21 protein-coding genes are annotated in these 25257 nt (G+C 61.1%); 6 read left to right on the top strand and 15 right to left on the bottom strand.

From position 1 onward, the window contains the following. The 3 genes from addB (at position 1) to trxA (ending at position 7147) form a co-directional block, all read left to right on the top strand. Positions 1–3192 carry a double-strand break repair protein AddB gene (gene addB / locus AB8B29_RS17085; RefSeq protein WP_112440810.1) on the top strand — a complete coding sequence of 1064 codons (3192 nt, stop codon included), beginning with the start codon at positions 1–3 and terminating at the stop codon, positions 3190–3192. Continuing rightward, the gene (addA, locus tag AB8B29_RS17080; protein WP_112440808.1) at positions 3185–6751 is read left to right on the top strand and encodes a double-strand break repair helicase AddA; all 3567 of its coding nucleotides are present in this window, start codon (positions 3185–3187) and stop codon (positions 6749–6751) included. Before addB ends, addA begins: the two co-directional genes overlap by 8 nt. 75 nt (positions 6752–6826) lie before the next feature. Beyond that, complete coding sequence (trxA, locus tag AB8B29_RS17075) at positions 6827–7147, top strand: thioredoxin (RefSeq protein WP_037195551.1); 321 nt, start codon at positions 6827–6829, stop codon at positions 7145–7147. Positions 7148–7214: 67 nt separating this feature from the next. Here the strand turns inward: trxA and AB8B29_RS17070 are convergent, their stop codons facing one another. The 7 genes from AB8B29_RS17070 to AB8B29_RS17040 form a co-directional block, all read right to left on the bottom strand. After that, positions 7215–8543: a bifunctional folylpolyglutamate synthase/dihydrofolate synthase gene (locus tag AB8B29_RS17070; protein WP_439006691.1), complete on the bottom strand. Its 1329-nt coding sequence runs from the start codon at positions 8541–8543 to the stop codon at positions 7215–7217. A 48-nt stretch (positions 8544–8591) separates the two neighbouring features. Next, positions 8592–9503, bottom strand: coding sequence for an acetyl-CoA carboxylase, carboxyltransferase subunit beta (gene accD / locus AB8B29_RS17065; RefSeq protein ID WP_037195553.1), 912 nt, complete (start codon positions 9501–9503; stop codon positions 8592–8594). A gap of 108 nt (positions 9504–9611) precedes the next feature. Beyond that, on the bottom strand, positions 9612–10451 hold the full coding sequence (trpA, locus tag AB8B29_RS17060; RefSeq protein WP_113118862.1) for a tryptophan synthase subunit alpha: 840 nt from the start codon (positions 10449–10451) through the stop codon (positions 9612–9614). Positions 10452–10461: 10 nt separating this feature from the next. After that, positions 10462–11676, bottom strand: a complete 1215-nt coding sequence (trpB, locus tag AB8B29_RS17055) for a tryptophan synthase subunit beta (protein ID WP_037195558.1) — start codon at positions 11674–11676, stop codon at positions 10462–10464. Further along, entirely contained in the window at positions 11673–12347 is a 675-nt protein-coding gene (locus AB8B29_RS17050) for a phosphoribosylanthranilate isomerase (protein WP_037195560.1), read from the bottom strand. Before AB8B29_RS17050 ends, trpB begins: the two co-directional genes overlap by 4 nt. Before the next feature lie 141 nt (positions 12348–12488). Beyond that, complete coding sequence (locus AB8B29_RS17045; protein ID WP_112440804.1) at positions 12489–13490, bottom strand: NADP-dependent oxidoreductase; 1002 nt, start codon at positions 13488–13490, stop codon at positions 12489–12491. A 40-nt stretch (positions 13491–13530) separates the two neighbouring features. Then, the gene (locus tag AB8B29_RS17040; protein ID WP_112440802.1) at positions 13531–14346 is read right to left on the bottom strand and encodes an oxidoreductase; all 816 of its coding nucleotides are present in this window, start codon (positions 14344–14346) and stop codon (positions 13531–13533) included. Between the two features lie 90 nt (positions 14347–14436). Here AB8B29_RS17040 and AB8B29_RS17035 point away from each other — a divergent pair, with 90 nt between their 5' ends. Continuing rightward, positions 14437–14868 carry a winged helix-turn-helix transcriptional regulator gene (locus AB8B29_RS17035; RefSeq protein WP_112440800.1) on the top strand — a complete coding sequence of 144 codons (432 nt, stop codon included), beginning with the start codon at positions 14437–14439 and terminating at the stop codon, positions 14866–14868. A 49-nt stretch (positions 14869–14917) separates the two neighbouring features. Here the strand turns inward: AB8B29_RS17035 and AB8B29_RS17030 are convergent, their stop codons facing one another. The 7 genes from AB8B29_RS17030 to AB8B29_RS17000 all read right to left on the bottom strand — a co-directional run bounded on the left by AB8B29_RS17030 (position 14918) and on the right by AB8B29_RS17000 (position 21580). Beyond that, entirely contained in the window at positions 14918–15679 is a 762-nt protein-coding gene (locus AB8B29_RS17030) for a YgjP family zinc-dependent metalloprotease (RefSeq protein ID WP_112440798.1), read from the bottom strand. A gap of 91 nt (positions 15680–15770) precedes the next feature. Next, positions 15771–16211: a DUF2852 domain-containing protein gene (locus tag AB8B29_RS17025; RefSeq protein WP_092573051.1), complete on the bottom strand. Its 441-nt coding sequence runs from the start codon at positions 16209–16211 to the stop codon at positions 15771–15773. Positions 16212–16300: 89 nt separating this feature from the next. Next, positions 16301–16540: a hypothetical protein gene (locus tag AB8B29_RS17020; protein ID WP_141694044.1), complete on the bottom strand. Its 240-nt coding sequence runs from the start codon at positions 16538–16540 to the stop codon at positions 16301–16303. Positions 16541–16571: 31 nt separating this feature from the next. Beyond that, entirely contained in the window at positions 16572–17849 is a 1278-nt protein-coding gene (locus AB8B29_RS17015) for a polyhydroxyalkanoate depolymerase (protein WP_112440796.1), read from the bottom strand. Positions 17850–18151: 302 nt separating this feature from the next. After that, positions 18152–18994, bottom strand: coding sequence for a fumarylacetoacetate hydrolase family protein (locus tag AB8B29_RS17010; protein WP_037196131.1), 843 nt, complete (start codon positions 18992–18994; stop codon positions 18152–18154). 149 nt (positions 18995–19143) lie between these two features. Next, a complete protein-coding gene (locus AB8B29_RS17005; protein ID WP_047559354.1) occupies positions 19144–20562 on the bottom strand; it encodes a pyridoxal phosphate-dependent decarboxylase family protein in 1419 nt (472 codons plus the stop codon). A gap of 64 nt (positions 20563–20626) precedes the next feature. Beyond that, positions 20627–21580 (bottom strand): glutathione S-transferase family protein, encoded by a 954-nt coding sequence (locus AB8B29_RS17000; RefSeq protein WP_112440794.1) that lies wholly within the window; start codon positions 21578–21580, stop codon positions 20627–20629. A gap of 160 nt (positions 21581–21740) precedes the next feature. Between AB8B29_RS17000 and AB8B29_RS16995 the strand changes: the two genes are divergently transcribed. Together AB8B29_RS16995 and AB8B29_RS16990 are read left to right on the top strand one after the other, a co-directional pair. After that, complete coding sequence (locus AB8B29_RS16995; RefSeq protein ID WP_112440792.1) at positions 21741–22040, top strand: DUF2218 domain-containing protein; 300 nt, start codon at positions 21741–21743, stop codon at positions 22038–22040. Positions 22041–22123: 83 nt separating this feature from the next. Continuing rightward, positions 22124–22723, top strand: coding sequence for a nitroreductase family protein (locus tag AB8B29_RS16990; RefSeq protein WP_112440790.1), 600 nt, complete (start codon positions 22124–22126; stop codon positions 22721–22723). 64 nt (positions 22724–22787) lie between these two features. Here AB8B29_RS16990 and gyrB read toward each other — a convergent pair whose 3' ends face one another. Further along, positions 22788–25223 carry a DNA topoisomerase (ATP-hydrolyzing) subunit B gene (gene gyrB, locus AB8B29_RS16985; RefSeq protein ID WP_037195583.1) on the bottom strand — a complete coding sequence of 812 codons (2436 nt, stop codon included), beginning with the start codon at positions 25221–25223 and terminating at the stop codon, positions 22788–22790. Between the last annotated feature and the right edge of the window lie 34 nt (positions 25224–25257).

Below are 25257 nucleotides of genomic sequence, written 5' to 3'. Positions count from 1 at the left end.
ATGGCAGGCGGCCACCGGCAACGCATCCTGACGATCCCGACAGGCCTGCCCTTCCTGAAGACCCTTGCGGCTGCTCTCTGCGACGGCCGGCTGACCGAGCATTTCCGCCATGATCCGAACGATCCGCTGTCGCTCGCCAAGGTCAGCATCTTCCTGCCGACACGGCGCGCGGCGCGTGTCCTGCGCTCGGAATTCGTCGATCTGCTCGGCGGCCGTTCCGCCATCCTGCCGATCATTCGCCCGCTCGGCGAAACCGATGACGACAGCGGCTATTTCGAGGAAACCCTGCCTGATACGGCCGATCTGGCGCAGCCGCTTGCCAATACGGCGCGGCTTCTGGAGCTGGCGCGGCTGATCCTTGCCTGGCGCAACAAGCTGCCGCAGATCGTGCGCGACATCCATTCCGATTCACCGCTCGTCGCCCCCGCAAGCCCGGCCGATGCCATATGGCTGGCGCGCAATCTCGCCGAGCTTATCGATTCGCTTGAGACCGAGGATCGGGACTGGAGCGAGCTTGCCAGTCTCAACGCCGAAGAGCATGCGCTCTGGTGGCAGCTGACGGCCGAATTTCTGCGGATCGCCAGCGCCTTCTGGCCGGCGCGCCTCGAAGAGCTCGGCAAGTCCTCCGCCGCCCGCAATCGCAATGCCATCCTTCGCGCCGAAGCACAGCGGATTGCCGCGACGCAGCATCCGGGACCGGTGATCGTCGCGGGTTCGACCGGCTCGGTGCCGGCAACTGCGGAGCTGATCGCGGCCGTCGCCTCGTTGCCGCAGGGGGTGATCGTCCTGCCCGGACTCGATCTTTCGATGCCGGAAGAGCACTGGCAGCTCGTCGCGCCGGAAACAGTCGCCGGCGAAAGGCCCGATCCGACCACGCGCAGCCATCCGCAATACGGCCTTTCATTGCTGCTGAAGCGCTTGCATGCCACCCGTCACGATGTCGAAACCGTTGCCGAGGCGGCGGAGAGCATGCAGATGCGGGCGCAGATCCTGTCGCGCGCTTTGGCGCCGGCTGAGGCGACGAGCGGCTGGGGAAGCTGGCACAAGACGCTTGCTCCTGATGCCATAGCCGGCGCGTTCGCCGATGTCGCCCTGATCGAGGCGGCAAACGAGCGCGAGGAAGCGACGGCAATCGCAATCGCATTGCGACTGGCGCTGGAGAAGCCGGGACGCAATGGCGGCGAAAGCCAGGCCGCCTTGATCACGCCCGATCGCAACCTCGCAAGGCGCGTGACCGCAGAGCTATCTCGCTTCGGCATCACCGCCGACGATTCGGCTGGCACGCCGCTTTCGGCCATGCCGCAAGGCACGCTGCTGCAATTGCTGCTCGAAGCGACGCTCCGCCCTGGCGATCCCGTCTCCATCGTCTCGCTGCTCAAGCATCCCCTCGCCCGCTTCGGCTTGCCGCCGCAGACGCACCGCCTCGGCGTCGACGCGCTGGAAATCCTGGCGCTCAGGGGCGGAGTCACCCATGTCGATATCGGCACGCTGGAAGCGCTGCTCGATATCAGGCTCGCCGAACAGGCGAACGACCGCCACGCGCCCCAATGGCGCAAATCGCTCCCCCCCGAATCGGTGGAGCATGCACGCGAGCTGGCGAGTAGGGTCACTAGGGCATGTGAGCCGCTTGTGACGGCACTCTCCTTGCAGACGGCCGACGGCTTACCTACCCTTTCGGAATGGGCCGAGCGCACCGGCCGGACGCTCGAAGCCGTCGCGACCGACGAGCGCGGTGATCTGGCGGCGCTTTGGTCCGGGGAAGCCGGAGATACGCTCGCCAGCCTGCTGAAGGAAGTCATCGATACCGAAGGCCAGCTCGAGGCGGACGGGCCGCAATGGATCGACATCATGACGGCCCTCTGCGTGGGACAGGCGGTGAAGCCGCGGGCTCTCAGCCACCCGCGCCTTTTCATCTTCGGCACGCTTGAAGCGCGCCTGCAGAGCGTCGACACACTGATCCTCGGCGGCTTGAATGAAGGCTCATGGCCCGGACAGACGGCGAACAATCCCTTCATCTCACGCACGATGAAGACGGAGATCGGCCTTGAGCCGCCGGAACGGCGCATCGGCCAGCTTGCCCACGATTTCGAAATGGCAAACGGCACCCGTGACCTCATCTATTCGCGCGCGCTGCGCCAGGGTTCGACGCCGACGGTCGCCTCCCGGTGGCTGCAGCGGCTGATCGCGCTCGGCGGCGAAGACCTTGAAAGCACATTGAAGGCACGCGGCGATCAATACCGCCATTGGGCAGGCCTGATCGACGAAGGCGACAATCAGGCCCCGGCATCGCGGCCGGCGCCGAAGCCGCCCGCTGAACTGCAGCCGAAAAGCTATTCCTTCAGCGAGGTGGGCCGCCTGCGTCGCGACCCTTATGCCATCTATGCGCGGCGCGTGCTGCGGCTCGATCCGGTCGATCCGTTCAATCGCGATCCCGGCCCGGCCGAGCGCGGCACGCTCTATCACAAGATCATCGACCGCTTCGTTCGTGAAGGCCACATTGCCGGCACACCGGATGCGACGCTGGCTATGGATCGCATCATCGCTGAGCTGTTCGATGCACAGCGGCTGCCTGACCATATCGACAGCGTCTGGCGGCCGCGCTTTCGCGAAGTGGCTCGCGCCTTTCTCTCCTGGGAAGCGGAACGACGGCCGGAGGTTCGCAAGACGGCGACGGAAGTGCCGGCCGGTGTCGAGATCGAGCCCATCGGCGTCAGGCTGACTGGCGTCGCCGACCGCATCGACATCAAGAGCGACAAGGCGGCCGATATCATCGACTACAAGACGGGCTACAATCCCTCGCCGCCGCAGGCCCGCGCGCTGCTCGACCCGCAGCTGGCGCTGGAAGCCTATGCGCTCAGACAGGGTGCCTTCCGCAATATCGGCGCGATGGTTCCCGAAAACCTGCTTTACGTGCGGCTGCGGCCGGGCGATCGTTTCAGGGTCGATCAGGTCAACAACGAACATTCCAGCCGCGGCGGCAAGACGGAAACAAAGTCGGCTATGGACCTGGCGCAGGACGCGATGGACCAGTTCGTCAAATTCGTTTCGCTGCTGCAATCCGGCGAGAAGGGCTTTTCCTCGCGGCTGATCCCCGCCCAGCAGTTCGAATATGGCGGCGATTACGATCACCTCGCCCGCGTTTCGGAATGGTCGACGGCGGAAAGCGAACAGGAAGGCGGCGGCGATGAGTGAGCTTTCCGCCAGCGAACCAGCCGGCCTGCCCGACAGCGACGACCCCGGCGTCTGGATCAGCTGGACGACGATCCAGCAATCCATCGCCTCGGACCCCGAACGCTCGGCCTGGGTTTCGGCCAATGCCGGCTCGGGCAAGACGCATGTGCTCACCCAGCGCGTCATCCGCCTGCTGCTATCAGGCGCCCGGCCCTCGGCCATCCTCTGCCTCACCTATACCAAGGCCGCCGCTTCCGAAATGTCGAACCGCGTCTTCGACCGGCTGGCAACTTGGGCGACGATGCCAGACGAGGAGTTGAAAACGCGCATCGCCGATATCGAAGGCGCGGAACCGGATATCTTCAAGCTTGCCGAGGCGCGTCGGCTCTTTGCCAAGGCGCTGGAGACGCCGGGCGGGTTGAAGATCCAGACGATCCATGCCTTTTGCGAGGCCTTGCTGCATCAATTCCCGCTCGAGGCGAATGTCGCCGGGCATTTCTCCGTTCTCGACGACCGTGCGGCGGCGACCCTACTCGAGGATGCGCGCCGCGCGCTGCTGGCCTCCGCGACGCCGCACGGCGATGCCGAGCTGGCACAAGCCTTTGCCTACGTGCTCGATCTCGGCGATGAATCGGGCCTGGAAACGCTGCTCGGCGATATCGTCGCCAAACGCAACGCCATCCGCCGCTTTACCGAAGCGGCGGAGCGACAGGGCGGCCTTGAAGCGACGCTGCTGGCGCGGCTCGGACTTTCCGCCGACGACACGGAAGCCGGCATTGCGGAACAGTACTGGCCGCTTCCCGGCCTCTCCGGTGCGACGCTGGAACTCTATCTCACGCTCGCCGATCAGAAGGGCGGTGCAAAAGCACAGGAGATCGCTTATGCGCTGCGCCTCGCCAAACGCGAGGCGGATGCTATCGCCCGCGCCGAGATACTCGAAAAGGTCATGCTGACCGCGAAAGGCGAACCGAAATCGGACAGCCAGTTTTTTGTGAAGGCGATGCTGGCGGACGCTCCGGCACTTTCCGATGCAGTGGCGGCGGCACGCGCTCATGTCGTTGCCTGCCGCGACCGGCTGAAACTGATGCGGATGTACCGGGCGACCCGCGCTGCCCTTATCCTCGCCGACCGGCTGAACCGAGACTATGAGGAGCTGAAGAAGCGGCGCAGCCAGCTGGATTTCGAGGATCTCATCACCCGCACGGCGGACCTTCTCAACAAGAAGGGCGTCGGGCCATGGATTCACTATAAGCTGGATAAGGGTATCGACCACATCCTTGTCGATGAGGCACAGGATACCAGCCCGATCCAGTGGAGCGTCATCCAGTCGCTGGCGGAGGATTTCTTCGCCGGCGAAAGCGCGCGGCCGACGCTGCGGACGATCTTTGCCGTCGGCGACGAGAAGCAATCGATCTATTCGTTCCAGGGCGCGCGGCCGGAGCGCTTTTCCGAGGAAAGCGATCGCACCCGCCGACGGGTCGATGCCAGCGGCCTGCGGTTCTCGTCGATTCGGCTGCCGCTGTCCTTCCGTTCGACGGCCGATGTGCTCGGCGCCGTCGACCATATCTTCACCAGTCCGGAGAACGCTAGGGGGCTCAGCGCCGTCAACGAGCCGGTGGTGCACCGCTCCAGCCGCATCGGCCATCCCGGCGCCGTCGATCTCTGGGAGATGATCGCGCCGGAACCGGCTGCCAAGGAGGAGGACTGGACGGCACCTTTCGATTCGACGCCGGAAAGCGCACCGCCCGCCATCCTGGCGCGGCGGATGGCGCAGACGATCGGCAACCTCATCGGGCGAGAAACGATCATCGAGAAAGGCAAGGCCCGCTTCATCGAAGCCGGCGACATTCTCGTGCTGGTGCGCAAGCGCGACAGCTTTGTCAACGCGCTGACCCGCGCCCTGAAACGGCGCGGCAACATTCCCGTCGCCGGTGCCGACCGGCTGGTGTTGACCAGCCATATCGCCATTCAGGATCTCCTGGCGCTCGGCCGCTTCCTGCTGTTGCCGGAAGACGATCTTTCGCTTTGCGCCCTGCTGAAAAGCCCGTTGTTCGACCTCAGCGAAGAGGATGTCTTCGCGGTCGCGGCCTATCGTGATGACCACGAGAGCGTCTGGAGCCATCTGCAACGGTTCGCCGAAGACGGCCATGACCGCTTTAGCCGGGCCGTCGAACAGCTAAAGACCTTCCTTGCTTTGTCAAAAAGCCTGGCGGTGCATGACTTCTATGCTCGCGTGCTCGGCAGCTTCGGCGGCCGGCGGCAGTTTCTGGCGCGGCTCGGCACCGAGGTCAGCGACATCCTCGACGAATTCCTGACCTTCGCGCTGGATCACGAGACGGGCGGCCTGCCCGGCCTGCAATCTTTCATCTCGACGCTGGAACTGGAAGCACCAACCGTCAAGCGCGAGCAGGACAAGGGCCGCAACGAAGTGCGGATCATGACGGTGCATGCCTCGAAGGGGCTGGAAGCGCCGATCGTCTTCCTCGTCGACGGCGGCGGCAAGGCCTTTACCCATACGCATCTGCCGAAGATGCGGCTGATCGAAACCGGCAAGGACCAGATCCCGCTGCCGGTCTGGGTGCCGGTCTCCGCGCTTGCCAATTCGCTGACGCAGGCCGATACGGCGCGGCTGCAGTCGCTGACCGAGGAAGAATATCGTCGCCTGCTCTATGTCGGCATGACGCGCGCTGCCGACCGGCTGATCATCTGCGGCTACCGCGGCATCCGCGAAAACAGCGATACATGGCACGCGATGATTTCGGCGGCGCTGCGCCAGGACGAGCAGCATTGTACGTTGAGGACTTTCTCCGGCGCTGATGGTGACTGGCAGGGCTTGAGCTGGCGAATTGCGCAAGTGAAGCTCGATTTCGAAATCATGCCGGAGCCGGAGAAACTGATGGAGCGCGCGGGCTTGCCTGCGGGACTCAGCCGACCACTGCCGCCGCAGAGGAACCTTCCCCGGCCGCTCAGCCCCTCTGGGGTCGGCACCGTCATCGACGATGAGGCCGACAATCTGCTCGTCACTTCGGCGCTTTTCGGCGAGAAAGCGAAGTCCGACCACGCTCTGCAGAAGGGCCGCTTCATCCACCGCATGCTGCAGACACTGCCTGATATCGCGCCGGAGGATCGCGCCGACGCGGCGCGGCGCTACGCCGAACGCGCCGCGCGCTTCTGGCCCCAGGCCGAGCGGGAAGCATTGATCGGCTCCGTCATGGCGCTACTCTCGCACCCGGACCTGCAAGGCACCTTCAGCGCGCATGCCCAGGCCGAAGTCTCGATCATGGGCACGTTGACGCTCGGCAGCCAGTCCTACGCCGTCTCGGGCCGCATCGACCGTCTGGCGGTACTCGACGACCGCATCGTCATCCTGGACTACAAGACGAATCGCGTGCCCCCGGGCAGTGAGCGGGACATTCCCTTCGCGCACAAAGCGCAGCTTGCTATCTACCGCTCCATCCTTTCGCCGCTCTATCCGGGAAAACGCATCGATTGCCTGCTGGTCTATACCGAAAACGCTTCGATCTATACGCTGTCCGACGACGCCCTTGCATTGGCGCTTGCGGAGCTCCAGACAAAGTGAAATATCGGACATTGAAATTCAGGCGCCGCCCCCTCACATACATAGCAACCGCAAATCCTGGTAAAGGAGCAGCCTATGGCTACCGTTAAAGTCGATACTTCCAACTTCACTGCTGAAGTCCTGCAGTCCGCAGAGCCTGTCGTCGTTGATTTCTGGGCCGAATGGTGCGGTCCGTGCAAGATGATCGCTCCGGCTTTGGAAGAGCTCGCCGTACAGTTTGAAGGCAAGGTCAAGGTCGCCAAGCTCAATATCGACGAAAATCCGGAACTGGCCGCCCAGTTCGGCGTTCGCTCGATCCCGACGCTTGCCATGTTCAAGGGCGGCGAAGTGGCTGACATCAAGGTCGGCGCCGCTCCGAAGACCGCCCTGCAGAGCTGGATTTCCAGCGCATCCTGATAGGTATCGACTGAATAGAATAAAAAAGCCCGGCTCGACCGGGCTTTTTTATTGATCCTGATCCAATTTATCGGGGCGGCGTGCCGTTATCGGCAAGAACGTCGCCGACCAGATAGAGGGATCCACCGATCAAAATGCGCGGAGCGGGTGAATTCGGCACGACGAAGGCCTTGATCGCATCCAGCGCCTCGCCGACATCAGACATCGGTTCCGCCACCAGGCCGGCATCATAGGCCGCGTTCGCCAGAATGACCGGATCGATCATCGCGTCGCTGGCGCGGATCGGCACGCAATAGACCTTTTCCGCAAGACCGGCGAAGGCCTTGAAATAACCGACCGGATCCTTGGTGTTGATCATGCCGATAATCAGGAACAGAGGCCGCGGCTGGCGCTCCTCGAAATTGGCCATGGCTTCGGCGATGACTTCGCCGGCGCCGGGATTATGGCCACCATCAACCCAGATCTCCGCGCCTTCGGGCGCATGCGACATCAGATTGCCTTCCGTCAACCGCTGCAGGCGGCCCGGCCATTCGACCGAGGTCATCGCCTTTTCCATCATCGCTTCGGTAACGACGAAACCGGCGGCCTTGACGGCGCGGATGGCGGCGGCGGCATTGGCATATTGATGGCGGCCCGGCAGGCGCGGCAGCGGCAGATCGGCGAGGCCGAACTCGTCCTGGTAGACCAGCTTGCCATATTCTTCGTGGGCGGAAAAATCCTGGCCGAAAACGGCCGTCGGACAACGCAGCCGCTCGGCCGTCGATATCAGCACGTCGAGCGCCGCATCATATTCCTGATGGCCGATGACGACCGGATGGCCTGATTTCATGATGCCAGCCTTCTCGGCCGCAATCAGCTCGACGCGATCGCCGAGATAGGGCTGATGATCGAGCGAAATCGGCATGATGACCGACACGGCCGGATCGGAAATGACGTTGGTGGCATCAAAACGGCCGCCGAGGCCGACTTCGATGACGGCGGCATCGGCCGGATGCTCGGCAAAGAGGATGAAGGTCGCTGCCGTCAGGATCTCGAAGACCGTGATTTTCTGGCCGCCATTGGCGTCGGCGATGCGCCGCAGCACATCAGCGAACACGGCGTCGTCGACAAGCTTGCCGCGGCCACTCTTGACGCCCATGCGGTAGCGCTCGTGCCAATTGACGAGATGCGGCGAGGTGTGAACGTGGACGCTGTAACCGCCGGCTTCGAGCAGCGCGCGGCAGAAGGCCGTCACCGATCCCTTGCCGTTGGTGCCGGCGACATGGATCACCGGCGGCAATTTCCTATGAGGGTTACCGAGGATATCGAGCAGCCGGGTTATTCTCTCCAGGGAGAGATCGAAGCCCTTGGGGTGCAGCCCCATCAGCTTGTCAATCTCCCGTGCTGCCTCGCTCATTGCGGATTGATCCATAGCCGTCATCCCGCACCTCCGCCATCGATGATATCAGGCGCTCGCCGCTATCGCCAGCGCAGCACCATTCTTGCTCTTGGCGGACACGTCGTTTGCCGGCGCCTTGGTCAGGATCTTCAGGAGCGTGGCCAGGGTATCCGGAATGTCGTGACGCTTGATGACCATGTCCACCATGCCGTGTTCCAGCAGGTATTCCGAGGTCTGGAAGCCTTCCGGCAGCTTTTCGCGGATCGTCTGCTCGATGACGCGCTTGCCGGCAAAGCAGATTTCCGCGCCCGGCTCGGCCAGATGAATGTCGCCCAGCATGGCGTAGGAGGCGGTGACGCCGCCGGTCGTCGGATTGGTCAGAACGACGATATAGGGCTGGCCGGCTTCCTTCAGCATGTCGACGGCAACCGTGGTGCGCGGCAGCTGCATCAGCGACAGGATGCCTTCCTGCATGCGCGCGCCACCCGAAGCCGGGAACATGACCAGCGGGCATTTCTCTGAAATCGCCCGCTCGAATGCCTTGACGATGGCCTCGCCGGCAGCGATGCCGAGCGAACCGCCCATGAAATTGAACTCATGCACGACGGCAACGAGCTTGACGCCGCGAACCTTGCCGACGCCGGCAAGGATCGTGTCTTCCTGCTCGGTCTTGATGCGGCTGTCCTTCAGGCGGTCGGTATATTTCTTCGAATCGCGGAACTTCAGCGGGTCCTGCGCGACCTTCGGCTGCGGCAGGGCTTCATACTCGCCATTGTCGAAGAGATCGGCAAGGCGCGCCTTGGCCGGCATCTTCATATGGAAGCCGGAAGCGGGGATGACCCACTTGTTGTCCTCAAGATCCTTGTGGAAGACCATTTCGCCGGTCTCCGGGCACTTGATCCAGAGATTCTCCGAAATTTCGCGACGGCCCAGCATGGAGTTGATCCGCGGGCGAACGTAATTCGTGATCCAGTTCAATTCGAAACTCCTAATCGACCATATCAATCGATATCGTAGTCGTCACTTAATGCCCATAGGCCATGTCTTCAATTCGCAACGATTTGAAGACAGGCCTATATGGGGAAACTATTCGGCGGCAACAAGGCGTGCCGAGCGGGTTCCCGTCGACAGGCCCCGGACAAGCGTCGCGACGGCCTGGATGGTGTCGGCGCTGGCCTTGCCATCCTTGGTGAGGCTGGTGGCGATCTGGTTGACGATGGCGGTGCCGACGACCACGCCGTCTGCGGAGCCGCCGATTACCTTGGCATGCTCTGCCGTTTTGACGCCGAAGCCAACGCAGATCGGCAGGTCGGTGTGCTGTTTGATACGCTCAACTGCGCCCGACACCAGCGACGGATCCGGCAGAGCCGAACCGGTGATGCCGTTCATCGAGACATAATAGACGAAACCGGACGTGTTCTTCAAAACGGTCGGCAGGCGCTTGTCATCGGTGGTCGGCGTCGCCAGGCGGATGAAGTTGATGCCCTTCCTGATGGCGGGAATGCAGAGTTCGTCGTCCATTTCCGGCGGCAGGTCGACGACGATCAGGCCATCGACGCCGGCGACAAGGGCGTCATCGAGGAACTTTTCGACGCCGTAAATATAGATCGGATTGTAATAGCCCATCATCACGATCGGCGTATCGGCATCCGTCTTACGGAAATCGGCGGCGAGCTGCAGCGTCTTCTTCAGCGTCTGGCCGGCCCTCAAGGCGCGCTGGCCGGCAAGCTGGATCGCCGGGCCGTCGGCCATGGGATCGGAAAAGGGCATGCCGAGCTCGATGACGTCGGCACCGGCTTCTGGCAGCGCCTTCATGATGCCGAGCGAGGTGTCGTAATCGGGATCGCCACCCATGAAATAGGTGACGAGTGCCGGGCGGCCTTCAGCCTTCAGAGCGGCGAAGCGTTTGTCCATACGTGCGGTCATGGCGTCTAACTCACATTCCCAGAATCTTGGCGACGGTGAAGATGTCCTTGTCGCCGCGACCGGAGAGGTTCATCAGGATGATCTCGTCCTTGCCCATCTTCGGGGCGCGCTTGATGACTTCGGCGAGGGCGTGGCTCGGCTCCAGTGCCGGAATGATGCCTTCGAGGCGCGTCAGCGTCTGAAAGGCTTCCAGCGCCTCATGGTCCATGATCGGCACATATTCGGCGCGACCGATATCGTTCAGCCAGGAATGTTCCGGGCCGATGCCGGGATAGTCGAGGCCGGCCGAAATCGAATGTCCCTCTTTGATCTGGCCGTCATCGTCCTGCAGCAGATAGGTGCGGTTGCCGTGTAGCACGCCGGGCGAGCCCGCGGTGATCGAGGCGCAATGCTCGTCGCCCTCAAGGCCCTTGCCGCCGGCTTCGACGCCGACGATCTTGACGCCTTCATCATCGAGGAAGGGATGGAAGATGCCGATCGCATTCGAACCGCCGCCGACGGCCGCGATAACGAGATCCGGCAGGCGGCCTTCGGCCTCCAGCATCTGCTGCTTGGCTTCCGTGCCGATCACAGCCTGGAAATCCCGAACCATTTCCGGATAGGGATGCGGGCCGGCGGCCGTTCCGATCAGGTAATAGGTGTCGTCGACATTGGTGACCCAATCGCGAAGGGCTTCGTTCATGGCATCCTTCAGCGTGCCGCTGCCGGCCGTCACCGGAATGACCTCGGCACCCAGCAGCTTCATGCGGAAGACGTTCGGCGCCTGGCGCTCGACATCTGTCGCGCCCATGTAGACGACGCAGGGCAGGCCAAAACGGGCGGCAACGGTCGCGGAAGCGACGCCATGCTGGCCGGCGCCGGTTTCGGCGATGATGCGGGTCTTGCCCATGCGCTTGGCCAGCAGGATCTGGCCGATGCAGTTGTTGATCTTATGGGACCCGGTGTGGTTCAGCTCTTCGCGCTTGAAATAGATCTTCGCGCCGCCAAGTTCGGCCGTCAGGCGCTCGGCAAAGTAAAGCGGGCTCGGGCGGCCGATATAATGCGTGCCGAGAGATTTCAATTCCGCCTGGAAGGCCGGATCGTTCTTCGCCTTGTTCCATTCCTCCTGCAAATCCAGGATCAGCGGCATCAACGTTTCGGCAACGAAACGGCCGCCATAAATGCCGAAACGACCGTCCTCATCGGGGCCGGCGCGGAAGGAATTCAGTTTTGGCGTCTGGTTCACTCTCTACTCCCTGCTGCCGGTTCCGGCAGACATGCTTCTGCAAATGCGTCGAAAAACTGGTCGATCTTACCCAGATCCTTCACACCCGGCGCGCTTTCGACGGCGGAGGAAAGATCGATGCCCGTGGCCTTGGTGGATGCCAGCGCGAGCGCGACATTATCCTTGTTGACGCCGCCGGACAGCATGTAGTCGACCCGATCGTCGAGCCAGCTCATCAGGCCCCAATCGAAGGACACGCCGTTTCCACCCGGCAGCTCCGAGCCGACAGGCGGCTTGGCATCGAACAGGAAGCGGTCGGCAATGCCGATATAGGATTCGACCCGCTTCAGATCGTCGGCGTCACGCACCGACATGGCCTTCATGACCGAGACATTATAGACCGCTTTGATCGTCAAGACACGCTCCGGGCTTTCATTGCCATGGAGCTGCAATATATCCGGCTGCACCAGCGACATGATCTCATCGAGATCGTCATTGGTGGGATTGACCGTGACGGCAACAATCTTTGCCTTGCCGCGAGCGCGCTCGGCCAGCCGGCCGGCCAGATCGGGCTCGATATAGCGTGGGCTCTTCTCGAAGAAGATGAAGCCGATATGGGTGGCGCCGCGCGCAAGCGCACGATCCACCGCTTCCGGCGTCTTCAGACCGCAAATTTTGACATCGGGGTTCATGGCAGCGGAGTGACACGAAATTTCAAAAGAGTCGAGCCTAAAGGCGACAGGCGGGGGAATTTTGCGCTGCCGAAGGCGACGGCGGGCAACAGTGCTCTTTGGCCTGAAACCTATACAATGGCCTTCATGAGGCAAAAGTCCTCACCGCACCGCGATGACGACCTTGCCCCGAGCACGGCCTGTCTCGACGTAGGCCAGCGCCTCGTTGGTCTTTTCGAACGGAAAGACCCGATCGACGACAGGTCGTATGGCTCCTGCCTCGATCAATGAGGCGATCTGCTCGAGCTGCCCGCCGCTCGGCTTCATGAAGAGGAACGAATAGCTGACGCGATGGCGTTTGGATTTTCTGCGGATGCTAAAGCTCAGCAGGCGCATGGCTTGCCGAAGCAGCCAGCCGGAACCGCTTTCCCTGGCAAACTCCGGATCTGGCGGACCGGAGATCGAGATCAGCTTCCCACCCGGCTTCAGAACGCGGAGTGATTTTTCCAGCGTATCCTTGCCAAGGCTGTTCAGCAGGACATCATACCCCTGCAGGACGTTTTCGAAATCGTCCTTCTTGTAGTCGACGACGACATCCGCTCCGAGACTTCTGACCAGATCGACATTGGCTGTGCTTGTCGTCGTCGCCACGGTCGCACCGATATGTTTGGCAAGCTGGATGGCAATCGCCCCGACACCGCCCGAGCCGGCATGGATCAGAATCTTCTGCCCCTTCTTCAGGTTTGCCCGGTCGACAAGCGCCTGCCAGGCGGTCAGGGCGACGAGCGGCACCGATGCCGCCTCTTCCATTGTCAGGTTCTTCGGCGTCATCGCAACGTCGGCCTCGTTGATCGCAATGAACTCCGCGAATGTGCCGATGCGGTCCTTGGCCGGGCGCCCATAGACTTCGTCGCCGGTTTTGAATTTCCGGACTTTAGATCCGACCCGAACCACGACGCCTGCCGCGTCATTGCCCAGGATCAGCGGCAGGCGGTATGGCAGCACAAGTTTGAACTCGCCGTCCCTGATCTTGGCATCCACCGGGTTTACGCTGGCAGCATGGATCCGGACCAAAACTTCGTCTTCCCGCAACTCCGGCTCGGGGACTTCGCCCAAGCGCAGAGCAGCACCTTTCGCATAGCGATCGATCAGGAATGCCTTCATGATACTGACTTTCTTTTCCTAAGGTTGCGGCGCTAGCGGCTCAGGCCGGAAGCCTGTTGAACTTCCGAAGATTTTTGTCGACGAATGACTCGGGCAGGAAGCGGCGTATGAGCCGGACCTGGCCTGCCATCTTTCCTGCGGTGTAACGTCTCTTCGGTGATGCCGCATTGGCCGCCTTAACGAGCATGTCGGCGACGATCTCCGGTGCATCTCCCGTCTCGACGATCTCCCGCATCAGCTTTTCCGCATCGGTGCGAATGGTGTCGTAGATGGGAAGCGGCTGATCAGCACGCGTGAGATTTTCCTCGAAAGACGTGCGGGTGACGCCAGGCTCGACCAGCACGACGCGAATGCCTTGCGTTCGCACCTCGTGGTCGAGCGATTCCGAATAGCCCTCGATCGCATGCTTGGTCGATGCATAGAGGGCGTTGAAGGGGGCGGGTATGAGACCAAGGATGGAGCTCATGTTGATGATCCTGCCCTTTCGCTGGCGTCTCATAATGGGCAGCACCGCATTCGTCAGACGCACGACGCCGAAGACATTCACATCGAACAGAGCCTTTGCCTGTACGGCAGAAGACTCCTCGGCACCTCCGAGCAACCCGATCCCGGCATTGTTGACGAGAAGATCGATCCGTCCTGCACGGATCACAACATCTTCGACCACACTCTGTACCGAACGATCGTCGGTGACGTCGCAAACCAGCATCGTCACGCCATCGGAGGTGTCGGCCATCGGCTTGCGGCTGGTTCCGAACACCTGGTAACCATTGCGCCGCAGAGCTCGTGCGGTTGCCAGCCCAATGCCGGAGGAAGCGCCTGTGACCAGGGCGACGCCGCGTTCTTTACCGCTCATCTGTCTCAGCTTTCATTTTTATCATGGAACATCGATGAAAACTAGGTTACTATCATTTCGAAACTAAGTCACTATCAAAAAGATACTAACATGCAGAATCTTTCAGACCAATCATGCCTGATTGCCCGCAGCCTCGCGCTGGTGGGGGACGCATGGAGCATGCTGATCCTAAGGGACGCCCATGCCGGGCTCACCCGATTCGATGAATTCCGCAAGAGCCTCAGCATCGCCCCGACGATCCTGACCCGTCGGCTTGCAGCGCTCACGGAGGACGGGCTGATTGAGAAGCACCGCTATTCGGAGCGGCCGCCGCGGGATGAGTACATATTGACTGCAGCGGGCCAGGACTTCCTGCCTGTCCTGTTTGCGATCGGCGCGTGGGGGCGAAAGCACCGCAATGCAGACGGTGTAACCCGGTTCTTCGACGCCGAGACCGGGACGGAGATCGATCCCGTCATGATCGACCGTGCAACCGGCGCTCCGATCGGCACACGGCCGATTCGCATCGCTGCACCCGAATGAGCCACATCACGCGAAAGGGGCCAGAAGCCTTTAGCCGATAACGGCTTGCTCAATCAAAATCGATCGCGTGCAGCTGGCTGCCATGGCGCTTCAGCCAGGCCTTGGCTTCGTCCATATCGGGGCAGAGCTTGCGGCAGAGCGCCCAGAAGCGCGGGCCGTGGTTCATTTCTCTTAAGTGCGCGACCTCATGGGCGGCGAGATAGTCGATGACCAGCGGCGGCGCCATGACGATGCGCCAGGAGAAGCTGAGGTTTCCCTGGGAAGAGCAAGAGCCCCAACGGCTGCGGGTGTCCTTCATGGTGATGGAGGAGACAGGCGCGCGGATCGTTCCGGCGTGCACCGCCACGAGCTTTTCGAGATCGGCGCGTGCCTCCTTCTTCAGGAAAGTCGCGATGCGGCGGCCGGCATGTTCCGGCAGACCGCTGACACGCAGCACCGGCTGGCCGTCCACGATGATGGCTTCGGTGAGACCGCGCAGGGTACCTGTGTGCTCGATCCGGTGACGCACGCCGCGCAGAAGGATTTCGCTGCCGCTGCGCAGGCTGCTGTCCGTCGTGAATTTGGCGAGCTTTGTCAAAAGCCAGCCCTGATGCCGGTCGAGGAAGGCATTGACCTCGCGTGCCGCAAGACCGCGCGGAATGGTCATCTTCAGCGAGCGTCCGCCTGGCTCGATCCGAAGCGTGATGCGCGTCGCCCGCTCATGCTGGCGTATCGTCAGCGGCATCAGACGGCCGGCGACGTTCAGGGTGCGCGTTTCCGGCGCGGGTGGTTCGGCAGACGCTCTGCGGGATCTGGATAGAAGCGGAAACATGGAAGGCAGTTTTATACGATTCGGGCTGATATCTGGCAAAGAAAAACCGGCATCGCCGGATGCCGGTTTCGATTGCGTTACAGGGCCTCGGTCACGGCGTCTGGAATTCGGTCGCCGGACCGCCATTGTTGTCATTGCGCTTGACGCTGTTGCGCTCGCGCATGAAGCGGTCGAACTCGTCCTGATCCTTGGCGCGGCGCAGCTCGCGGACGTAGCTGTCGAATTCGGCGCGCATCTCGTCCAGCTTGCGGCGCTCCTGCTCGAGGCGCTCAAGTTCCGCCTTGCGCCAGTCGTCGAACGCGACGTTGCCGGTGGAGAAGGAATGACGGTGACGGCCGCGATGGCGGCCGCAGCCGGCAAACATGCCGTCGGCCCTTTCATTCACATCCCTTTTGAAATCCCGCAAACGTTCCCCGAAGAGAATATAGGCGAGCATGGCAAAGCCCAGTGGCCAAAAGACCACGAAGCCAAGCACCATCAGGGCAATAGTAGCCGGAGTCCAATCCGGGCGTAGCAATGCAGATTGGTTCATCGTGAGGTATCCTCGCACGGCGCATCGCCCCTCGACCAACACCGATCGACGGAAAGGCTTCTGCGCATTTTTTAAAGCTCTACTGCATCTCAGCGCGTTCCAAGGACGCGCGGCGCGGTAAACGGCCCGATCATCTTCGAAACCGCTGGAATCGAGATGGTAACCTCTTCGTGAGCCTTCAATGGCATATTCAGGCGGAATCGGACAAGCCCTTGAATCCGCGCGGATAATTCAACAAAAGCTAATAATTTGCGCTGCCAGAGCGTTATGACGTTCTTTTCGGACGTCATCACGCTCTGACTATTTGATTTTGCATGATCTTCATCCAAAAATCACTGCGCCTTTTTTGGATTATGCTCCTCAGGCGGATTTCCCGCCCTTGATCACCCGCTTGACGACCGGCCGGCCGGTGCGGGCATGCTCGCGGGCAAAGGCTAAAATGCGCGGCGCAATCTCGCGGCGGAAGCGCGAGCCGTTGAAGACACCGTAATGGCCGACGTCCGGCTGCAGATAATGCATGCGCATATGATCGGGGATGCCGGTGCAGATAGTCTGCGCCGCCATCGTCTGGCCGACGCCGGAGATATCGTCATTCTCGCCCTCGACGGTCAGCAGCGCGACATTCCGGATCACCGAAGGATCGACTGGCCGGCCGCGATGCATGAGTTCGCCCTTGGGCAGCGCATGCTTGATGAACACCTGGTCCACGGTCTGAAGATAGAATTCCGCGGTCAGATCCATGACAGCCAGGTATTCATCATAGAAATCGCGGTGCTTCTCCGCCGGCTCGCCGTCGTTCTTGACGAGATGCACGAAGAAGTCCTTGTGGGCGATCATGTGCCGATCGAGGTTCATCGACATGAAGCCGGAAAGCTGCAGGAAGCCGGGATAGACGGGCCGCATGAAGCCCGGCTGCGGCCAGGGGACATTCATGATGACATTGTCGGCAAACCATTCGAGCGGCCTGTCCTTGGCCAGCTGGTTGACCGCCGTCGGATTGATGCGCGTATCGATCGGGCCGCCCATCAGCGTCATCGACGCCGGCACCAGAGGATCGCCGGCCGCCTCCATCACCGCAACGGCCGCGAGAACCGGCACGGACGGCTGACAGACGGCAACGACATGCGTGTCCGGCCCGAGATGGTGCAGCATCTCGATGACGTAATCGATATAATCCTCCAGATCGAAGGTGCCTTCGGTCATGGGCACCATGCGGGCATCGATCCAGTCGGTGATGTAGATATCGGCGCCCGGCAGAAGGGCTTCCACGGTCCCGCGCAGCAGTGTCGCATAGTGGCCCGAGATCGGCGCGACGATCAGGATGCGCGGATCGATGCCGTGACCGGCGGGCAGGCTGCGCTCGAAATGGATGAGATTGCAGAACGGCTTCTTCCAGGCGATCTTTTCGTGCACCGAAACCGGCTTGCCGTCGATCGCCGTCTCATGAAGCCCGAATTCCGGCTTGCCATAGCGCCTGGTCGTGCGCTCGAAGACTTCGAGGCTTGCCGTCAACGTGCGGCCAAGCATGGTATGCGACAGCGGATTAAGGGGATTGGCAGAGGCCAGGCGCATCATGTCGGCAGCGGCGCGGAAGGGTGCGAGGGCGGCATGATTGAGTTCGTAAAACTGATAAAACATTTGGGGGCGTCACCTTTCGAGATGCCGGCGCGCGAACTTGCAAATCACATGGATTTTCAAAAGCTCATGCGCCTCATATGTCGCTGCTTTCATTGCGGCGCTCCTCCGGTTGCGCTGCGCAGCAGGATGATTGCGGCTCCTCAGGCGCAATCTCCATCCTTTAAGCTCTTACTAACCAGTCTAGCAGTTTTTGCTGGGGGGCAACATAACTGCAGAGAGTTTTACCTATAAAAACGCCGGAGAATCGCTTCTCCGGCATCAACAATGATCTCAAAAGATTAAAGTTCCTGAGCCTCAAGGCCTCATGCGTCTGCGAGGAAGGTCTGGCGCTGCGTGCCGAGGCCTTCCATGCCGAGTTCGACGACATCGCCCGGCTTCAGATATTGCGGTGGCTTCATGCCCATGCCGACGCCGGGAGGCGTGCCGGTGGAGATGACGTCACCCGGATGCAGCGACATGAACTGGCTGAGATAGGATACGAGGTAGGCAACACCATAGACCATGGTCTTGGTCGAGCCGTTCTGCATCGTCTTCCCGTTGACCTTCAGCCACATCCCGAGGTTCTGCGGATCGGCAACCTCGTCCTTCGTAACCAGCCACGGGCCGATCGGACCGAAGGTGTCGCAGGACTTGCCCTTGGTCCATTGTCCCGAACGTTCCGTCTGGAAAGCGCGCTCGGAAACATCGTGCGAAACGCAATAGCCGGCGACATAATCGAGAGCATCGGCTTCGCTGACATATTTCGCCTTTTTGCCGATGACGACGCCGAGCTCGACTTCCCAATCGGTCTTTTCCGAGCCGCGCGGGATCAGCACGTTGTCATTCGGGCCGACGATGGCCGAGCTTGCCTTCATGAAGATGATCGGCTCCGGCGGCACGGTGGCACCGGTTTCCGCGGCATGGTCGGAAAAGTTCAGACCGATGCAGATGAATTTGCCGGTGCCGGCGACACAGGCGCCGATGCGGCCTTCCGCCAGTTCCGGCAGGCTCTTCGGATCGAGAGCGGCGATCTTTGCGAGACCAGCCGGCGAAATGGCCTCTCCACCAATATCGGCGACATGCGCGGAGAGATCGCGGATCTTGCCGTCGCTATCTAGAAGTGCCGGCTTTTCCTTTCCGGCTTGCCCTACACGCAACAATTTCATGGATTTTCCTTCCCTGCATTTTTCAAAGACGAGATTGCTTTCAAAGCCAAGATTGGTGACACCATATATGAACGAATTATTTACCAGTGTCATCAATCGATTTCAGAGCATAGCATGCTCCCGCGTTCCGCGTGGGAACAACAGTTTTTCTAGACCGGGGGCAATGCTCTGGCGATTTCGACGATGACAGCAAAAGCCGTATCGATATCTTCCGCTGTCGCTTCGAACTGTCCGGCCTGAAAGCGAATGACCAGGCGGCCGGCAACGCGGGTCTGCGTCAGATAGATGCGGCCGTCATTGTTGATCGCGGCAATCAGGCGCTGCGTATGGCTTTCCTGATCGGCGCCCGTCGGCGCCTTGTGATCGAACGAAAACAACGACAGAAACGGCTGGGTGACAATCTCAAAATCGGGTTCGGCCGCCAGGCGCTTAGCCAGATTCTGCGACCATGCGACGTGATTGCGGATCATCCCCCGCAGCCCTTCCAGGCCGTGATAGCGCAGCAGGAACCAGAGCTTCAACGCGCGGAAGCGCCGGCCAAGCGGCACCGACCATTCCGAATAGTTGATGATGCCGTCATGGCCATGGGTACGCAGATATTCGGGCTGGATCGCCAGCGTCCGCACCAGCGTTTCCGGTTCGCGAACGAACTGGACGGAGCAATCGAATTGCGCGCCAAGCCATTTATGCGGATTGAAGACGATGGAATCGGCCCGCTCGACGCCTTGCCACAGCTCACGGAATTCCGGGCAGATCATGGCGGAGCCCGCCCAGGCGGCATCGACATGCACGTAAAGTCCGTGGGCATGCGCCACATCGACGACAGCAGCGATGTCATCGCAGGCGCCGACGCTGGTGCCACCAACGCAGGCGATAACACCGGCCGGCAGCAAGCCGGCGGCGCGGTCTTGCTCTATCGCCGCGGCAAGCGCCTGAGGATCCATGGCCTTGTTCGGACCGGTGGAGGGGATGCGCACCAGGTTCTCCGCGCCGACGCCGGAAATCCAGATGGCGCGGTCGATTGACGTATGGACCTGATCGGTCGAATAGATCCGCACCGCCTTGTTTGCAGCAAGTCCGTGGCTGTTGCCATGCCAGTCCAGCGCCCGCTCGCGCATGACCAGAACGGCGGCAAGAGTTGCGGTTGAGGCCGAATCCTGGATGACGCCGGTGAAACTGTCAGGCAGGCCGAGGGCTTGACGCAGCCAGTCGACCACCTTGGTCTCCAACTCGGTGGCGGAAGGCGAGGTCTGCCAAAGCATGCATTGGGCAGCGATGGCGCTGACCAGATATTCGGCGATCACCGAGACCGGGGCGGCATTGGCGGGGAAATAGGCGAAGAAGCGCGGATGCTGCCAATGCGTCATGCCGGGAACGAGGATATCCTCGAAATCCTTGAAAATATCCTCCATCGCTTCGCCGGATTCCGGTGGGGAATCGGCAATATGCGCGGATATTTCGCCGGGAGCCGTCTGCGCCCGCACGGGCCGGTCCCGGAGCGATGCGCGATAATCCGCACCCCAATTCGCCGCCTTTTCCGACCAGCGCCGAAACTCCTCCCCATTCATAACGGTCCTCCCAATTCCATCAAAACGAGCGGACCTTAGACGGGTTTTTGGGGGCGGTCGAGTATCAGAACAGCTCTTCGAGTGCAGGGCCGAGCGGCACGATACCGCTCGGATTGAGCGCCGTCACCGAATAGTAGCCGCGCTTGATGTGATCGAAGCTGACCGTCTCGGCGATCCCAGGCCAGTCGAACATGCGGCGGCAGAAGGACCGGAGATTGGCATAATCCGACAGCCTGCGGAGGTTGCACTTGAAGAGGCCGTGATAGGCGACATCGAAACGGACGAGGGTGACGAACAGCCTGATATCGCTTTCGGTCGGATGGTCGGTAAAGAGGTAGTCCCTGCCCTCCAGCTCGGCCTCAACCTGATCGAGACATTCGAACACGCCATGGAAGGCTTCCTCATAGGCAACCTGCGTCGTCGCGAAGCCGGCGCGATAGACGCCGTTATTGAGGGCCGGATAGATCCGCGCGTTGAAGCGGTCTATATCCTCGCGCTTGCCGGCCGGATAAAGATCGATGCCGTTCTGGGCGAGATCGCCGAAACCGTCATTCAGCATACGCAGGATATCTGATGATTCGTTATTGACGATCGTGCCGGTCCGCTTGTCCCAAAGCACCGGCACGGTGGCGCGGCCCGTGAAGAGCGGATCGGCCTTGGTGTAGATCTCATGCATATGGGTGGCGCCGTTGACAGGGTCGTCTGTCGCGCCGGGATAATCTCCGAAACGCCAGCCCTGCTTGGTCAGCGCCGGTTCGACCACCGAGACGGAAATGACATCCTCAAGACCCTTCAGCTTGCGGCCGATCAGGGTGCGCGACGCCCAGGGGCAAATCAACGCGACATAAAGATGGTAACGGCCGGCCTCCGCCTTGAATCCGCGCTCTCCCGTCGGTCCCGGTCGGCCGTCGGGTGTTATCCAGCTGCGGAAACTCGAGGTCTGGCGGACGAAGCCGCCCTTTTCATCCTTGGCCTGGACCGGCTGCCAATCCTCAGTCCATTTCCCGTTCACCAGCAAGGTTGCGTCTCCAGTCGCGAGTGTTCTCTTCCGCGACAGCATAGCGAAACAGGATTTCGCCGAAATAACGCAAACTTGAAACAGTCTGTCTACCTGGCGAATGCGGAAGGATCTATGTATGGAAACACGTGTCTTCTGTTCAAGTTTACTGGAGCATCCCATGCCCGCATCCGTCTCGTCAGTGAAAACAGAGCATGCCAGTCGCTATCTGCAGCAGCTCTGCAAGCACTGGAGCCACCGATTTGCGGTGGAATTCAATGAAACGGCCGGGAAGGTGCCTTTCAGCGCCGAAGCCTCTCTTGGGCTGGCGGCCAATCCCACCAACCTGATCATGACGCTGAGTGTCGAAAAGCCCGAGGATCTCGAACGCATGCAGGCAGTTGTTGCCGATCACCTCAAGCGTTTTGCATTTCGCGAAGAGCTTGATGTGATCTGGACTGCCGACGAGAGCCGAGTATAGACACGCCTCATATGTTGATGGCCAACCACGAAATCCCTGCAAAAGGACCTGCAACTGGTTCCCACTGATGGAAAGAAGCCCCAATGACATCAAGCAACAATCGCGAATCGCAGTATCCGATCGATAAGATCTTCCTCGATCGCTGGTCGCCGCGCGCCTATTCCAACGAGACCATGCCGGAAAAGGATCTGCTGACCATTCTGGAGGCTGCCCATTGGGCGCCATCCGCGTCGAACCTGCAGCCCTGGCGCTTCGTCTATGCCCTGCGCGGTTCGGAGAACTGGGACAAGTTCCTCGATCTTCTGATCGAATTCAACCAGGGCTGGGCGAAGTCCGCTGCGGCGCTGCTCTTCGTCATCTCGCGCACCCATAGCGGCGAACTCGGTTCCGCCGAGCAGAAGCCCAGCTACAGCCACTCCTTCGATGCCGGCACTGCCTGGGGCTTTCTGGCGATGCAGGCACATCTAGCCGGCTATGCAGCCCACGGCATGGGCGGCTTCCATGTCGAGAAGTCCTACGAGGTTCTCGGTATTCCTGAAGGGTTCCGCGTCGAGACCGCTGTCGCGATCGGCAAGATCGGCGACAAAAACCAGCTGCCGGAAAAGCTGAGGGAGCGCGAAGTGCCGAACCATCGCAATGCGCTTTCCGAGGTTGCCTTCAATGGCACGTTTATCGCCAAGTAATTGATATCAATGGAAAAGGCCCGCCAGATGTTCTGGCGGGCCTTTTTGTTTCTTCTGACAGAGATCAGATGTCGAGATTGGCGACGCTTAGCGCATTTTCCTGAATGAACTCGCGCCGGGGCTCGACCTCATCGCCCATAAGCCGGGCAAACAAGCCGTCGGCATCGTTCGCGTCCGCGACCCTGACCTGCAACAACGAGCGCGCATTCGGATCCAGTGTCGTTTCCCAGAGCTGCTCGGCATTCATTTCGCCAAGGCCCTTATAGCGCTGCATGGTAAGACCCTTGCGGCCGGCGGTGAAGATCGTTTCCAACAGTTTGCGCGGGCCGGAAATCTCGGTTTCGCCATCGCGGCGCACGAGCTTCGGCGGCACGATGTAGGTTTCCTTGAGCCGGACGCCGAGCTGGTCGATGAGGCGTGCATCCTGCGAACCGATCAGCGCCATGTCGAGAAGCACGACTTCCTTGACGCCGCGCACCATGCGCTCGAAGCGTAAACCGCCCTCATCTGTCACGAGGCCGGTCCAGCCGCGTTCGGTTTCCTCGGCGATGATATCGAGCCGCTTGGCGACGTCATCAACGAGCACCGCGGCCCGCGCCCGATCGCTGACCAGTTCGGCATTGAGCGCGCCGGCAATCGCCGCCTGTTCGACGACATCGCGGTTATAGCGCGAATGCAGATTGTCGAGCAGCGTGCGCAGGCGCAGCGCATCGAAGATAACCTCGCGCAGATCCTGTCCTGCGCGCACCTCGCCATTGCCAAGCCTGAGGCTCGCATCGTCAAGACCCTGCGCGATCAGATATTCTTCCAACGCCTTCTCATCCTTCAGATACTGCACCGATTTGCCGCGCGTCACCTTATAGAGCGGCGGCTGGGCAATATAGAGATGGCCGCGTTCGATGAGATCGGGCATCTGCCGGAAGAAGAAAGTCAACAGCAGGGTACGGATATGGGCGCCGTCGACGTCGGCATCCGTCATGATGATGATCTTGTGATAGCGCAGCTTGTCGGCGTTGAATTCGTCCTTGCCGATGCCGGTACCGAGTGCGGTGATCAGCGTGCCGATTTCCTGGCTCGAGAGCATCTTGTCGAAGCGGGCGCGCTCGACGTTGAGAATCTTGCCACGCAGCGGCAGGATCGCCTGATTTTCGCGCGAACGGCCTTGCTTGGCTGAACCGCCTGCCGAATCGCCCTCGACGAGGAAGACTTCGGACTTGGCGGGATCGCGTTCCGAGCAGTCGGCGAGCTTGCCGGGCAGCGAGGCAATATCGAGAGCGCCCTTGCGCCGGGTCAGCTCGCGCGCCTTGCGGGCGGCCTCGCGGGCGGCAGCGGCTTCGACAACCTTGCCGACCAGTACCTTCGCGTCGGACGGATGCTCTTCGAGCCAGGTGCCGAGCGCTTCATTGACGAGGCTTTCGACCACCGGGCGGACTTCCGAGGAAACCAGCTTGTCCTTGGTCTGCGAGGAGAATTTCGGATCGGGAACCTTCACCGACAGCACAGCCGTCAGGCCTTCGCGGCAATCGTCACCCGTCAGCGTCACCTTTTCCTTCTTGGTGATGCCGGATGACTCGCCGTAGGAGGTGATCTGGCGCGTCAGCGCGGCGCGGAAGCCGGCCATATGCGTGCCGCCATCGCGCTGCGGGATGTTGTTGGTGAAGCAGAGCACGTTTTCATGGTAGCTGTCGTTCCACCACATGGCGACTTCGACAGTGATGCCGTCCTTCTCGCTGCGGATCGACACCGGCTTTTGGACCAGCGGCTTCTTGGCGCGGTCGAGATAGGCGACGAAGGCTTCCAAGCCGCCGTCATAGAGCATCTCTTCCTGCCTGATGTCGGAATGACGCTTGTCGGTCAAAAGGATGCGCACGCCGGAATTCAGGAAAGCAAGCTCGCGCAGGCGATGCTCCAGCGTGCCGTAATCGAATTCCGTCATGGTGAAGGTGTCAGAGCTCGGCATGAAGCTGACTTCGGTGCCGGTCTCATTGCCGGCATCGCCGGTTTCCTTGAGCGGCGCATCGGCCACGCCGTGGGTGAAGCTCATTTCGTTGATCTTGCCCTGGCGGCGGATCTTCAGCTTCAACCAGACGGACAGTGCGTTGACGACGGAAACGCCGACGCCGTGCAAGCCGCCGGAGACCTTGTAGGAATTCTGGTCGAACTTACCGCCGGCATGAAGCTGGGTCATGATGACTTCGGCGGCCGATACGCCTTCGCCGGTATGGATATCCGTCGGGATGCCGCGGCCGTTATCGGTTACCGTCACCGAACCATCGGGATTGAGGGTGACCGTGACGATGTCGGCATAGCCACCCAACGCCTCGTCGATGGCGTTGTCGACGACTTCGTAGACCATGTGATGCAGGCCCGAACCGTCATCCGTGTCACCGATATACATCCCGGGTCGCTTGCGCACGGCATCAAGGCCCTTCAGAACCTTGATGCTGTCTGCGCCATACTCGGCGTTACCGCCGTTTTCGGTTACGGATATATCGGTCATTTTATTGAAGTCTTTCCAGTGTTTAGAGAATCTC

It is taken from the genome of Rhizobium sp. 11_C7_N12_5 (genome assembly GCF_051811145.1).
In the GTDB taxonomy this organism is placed as follows: domain Bacteria; phylum Pseudomonadota; class Alphaproteobacteria; order Rhizobiales; family Rhizobiaceae; genus Rhizobium; species Rhizobium lusitanum.
This window is presented reverse-complemented; position numbering and strand designations above follow the sequence as displayed.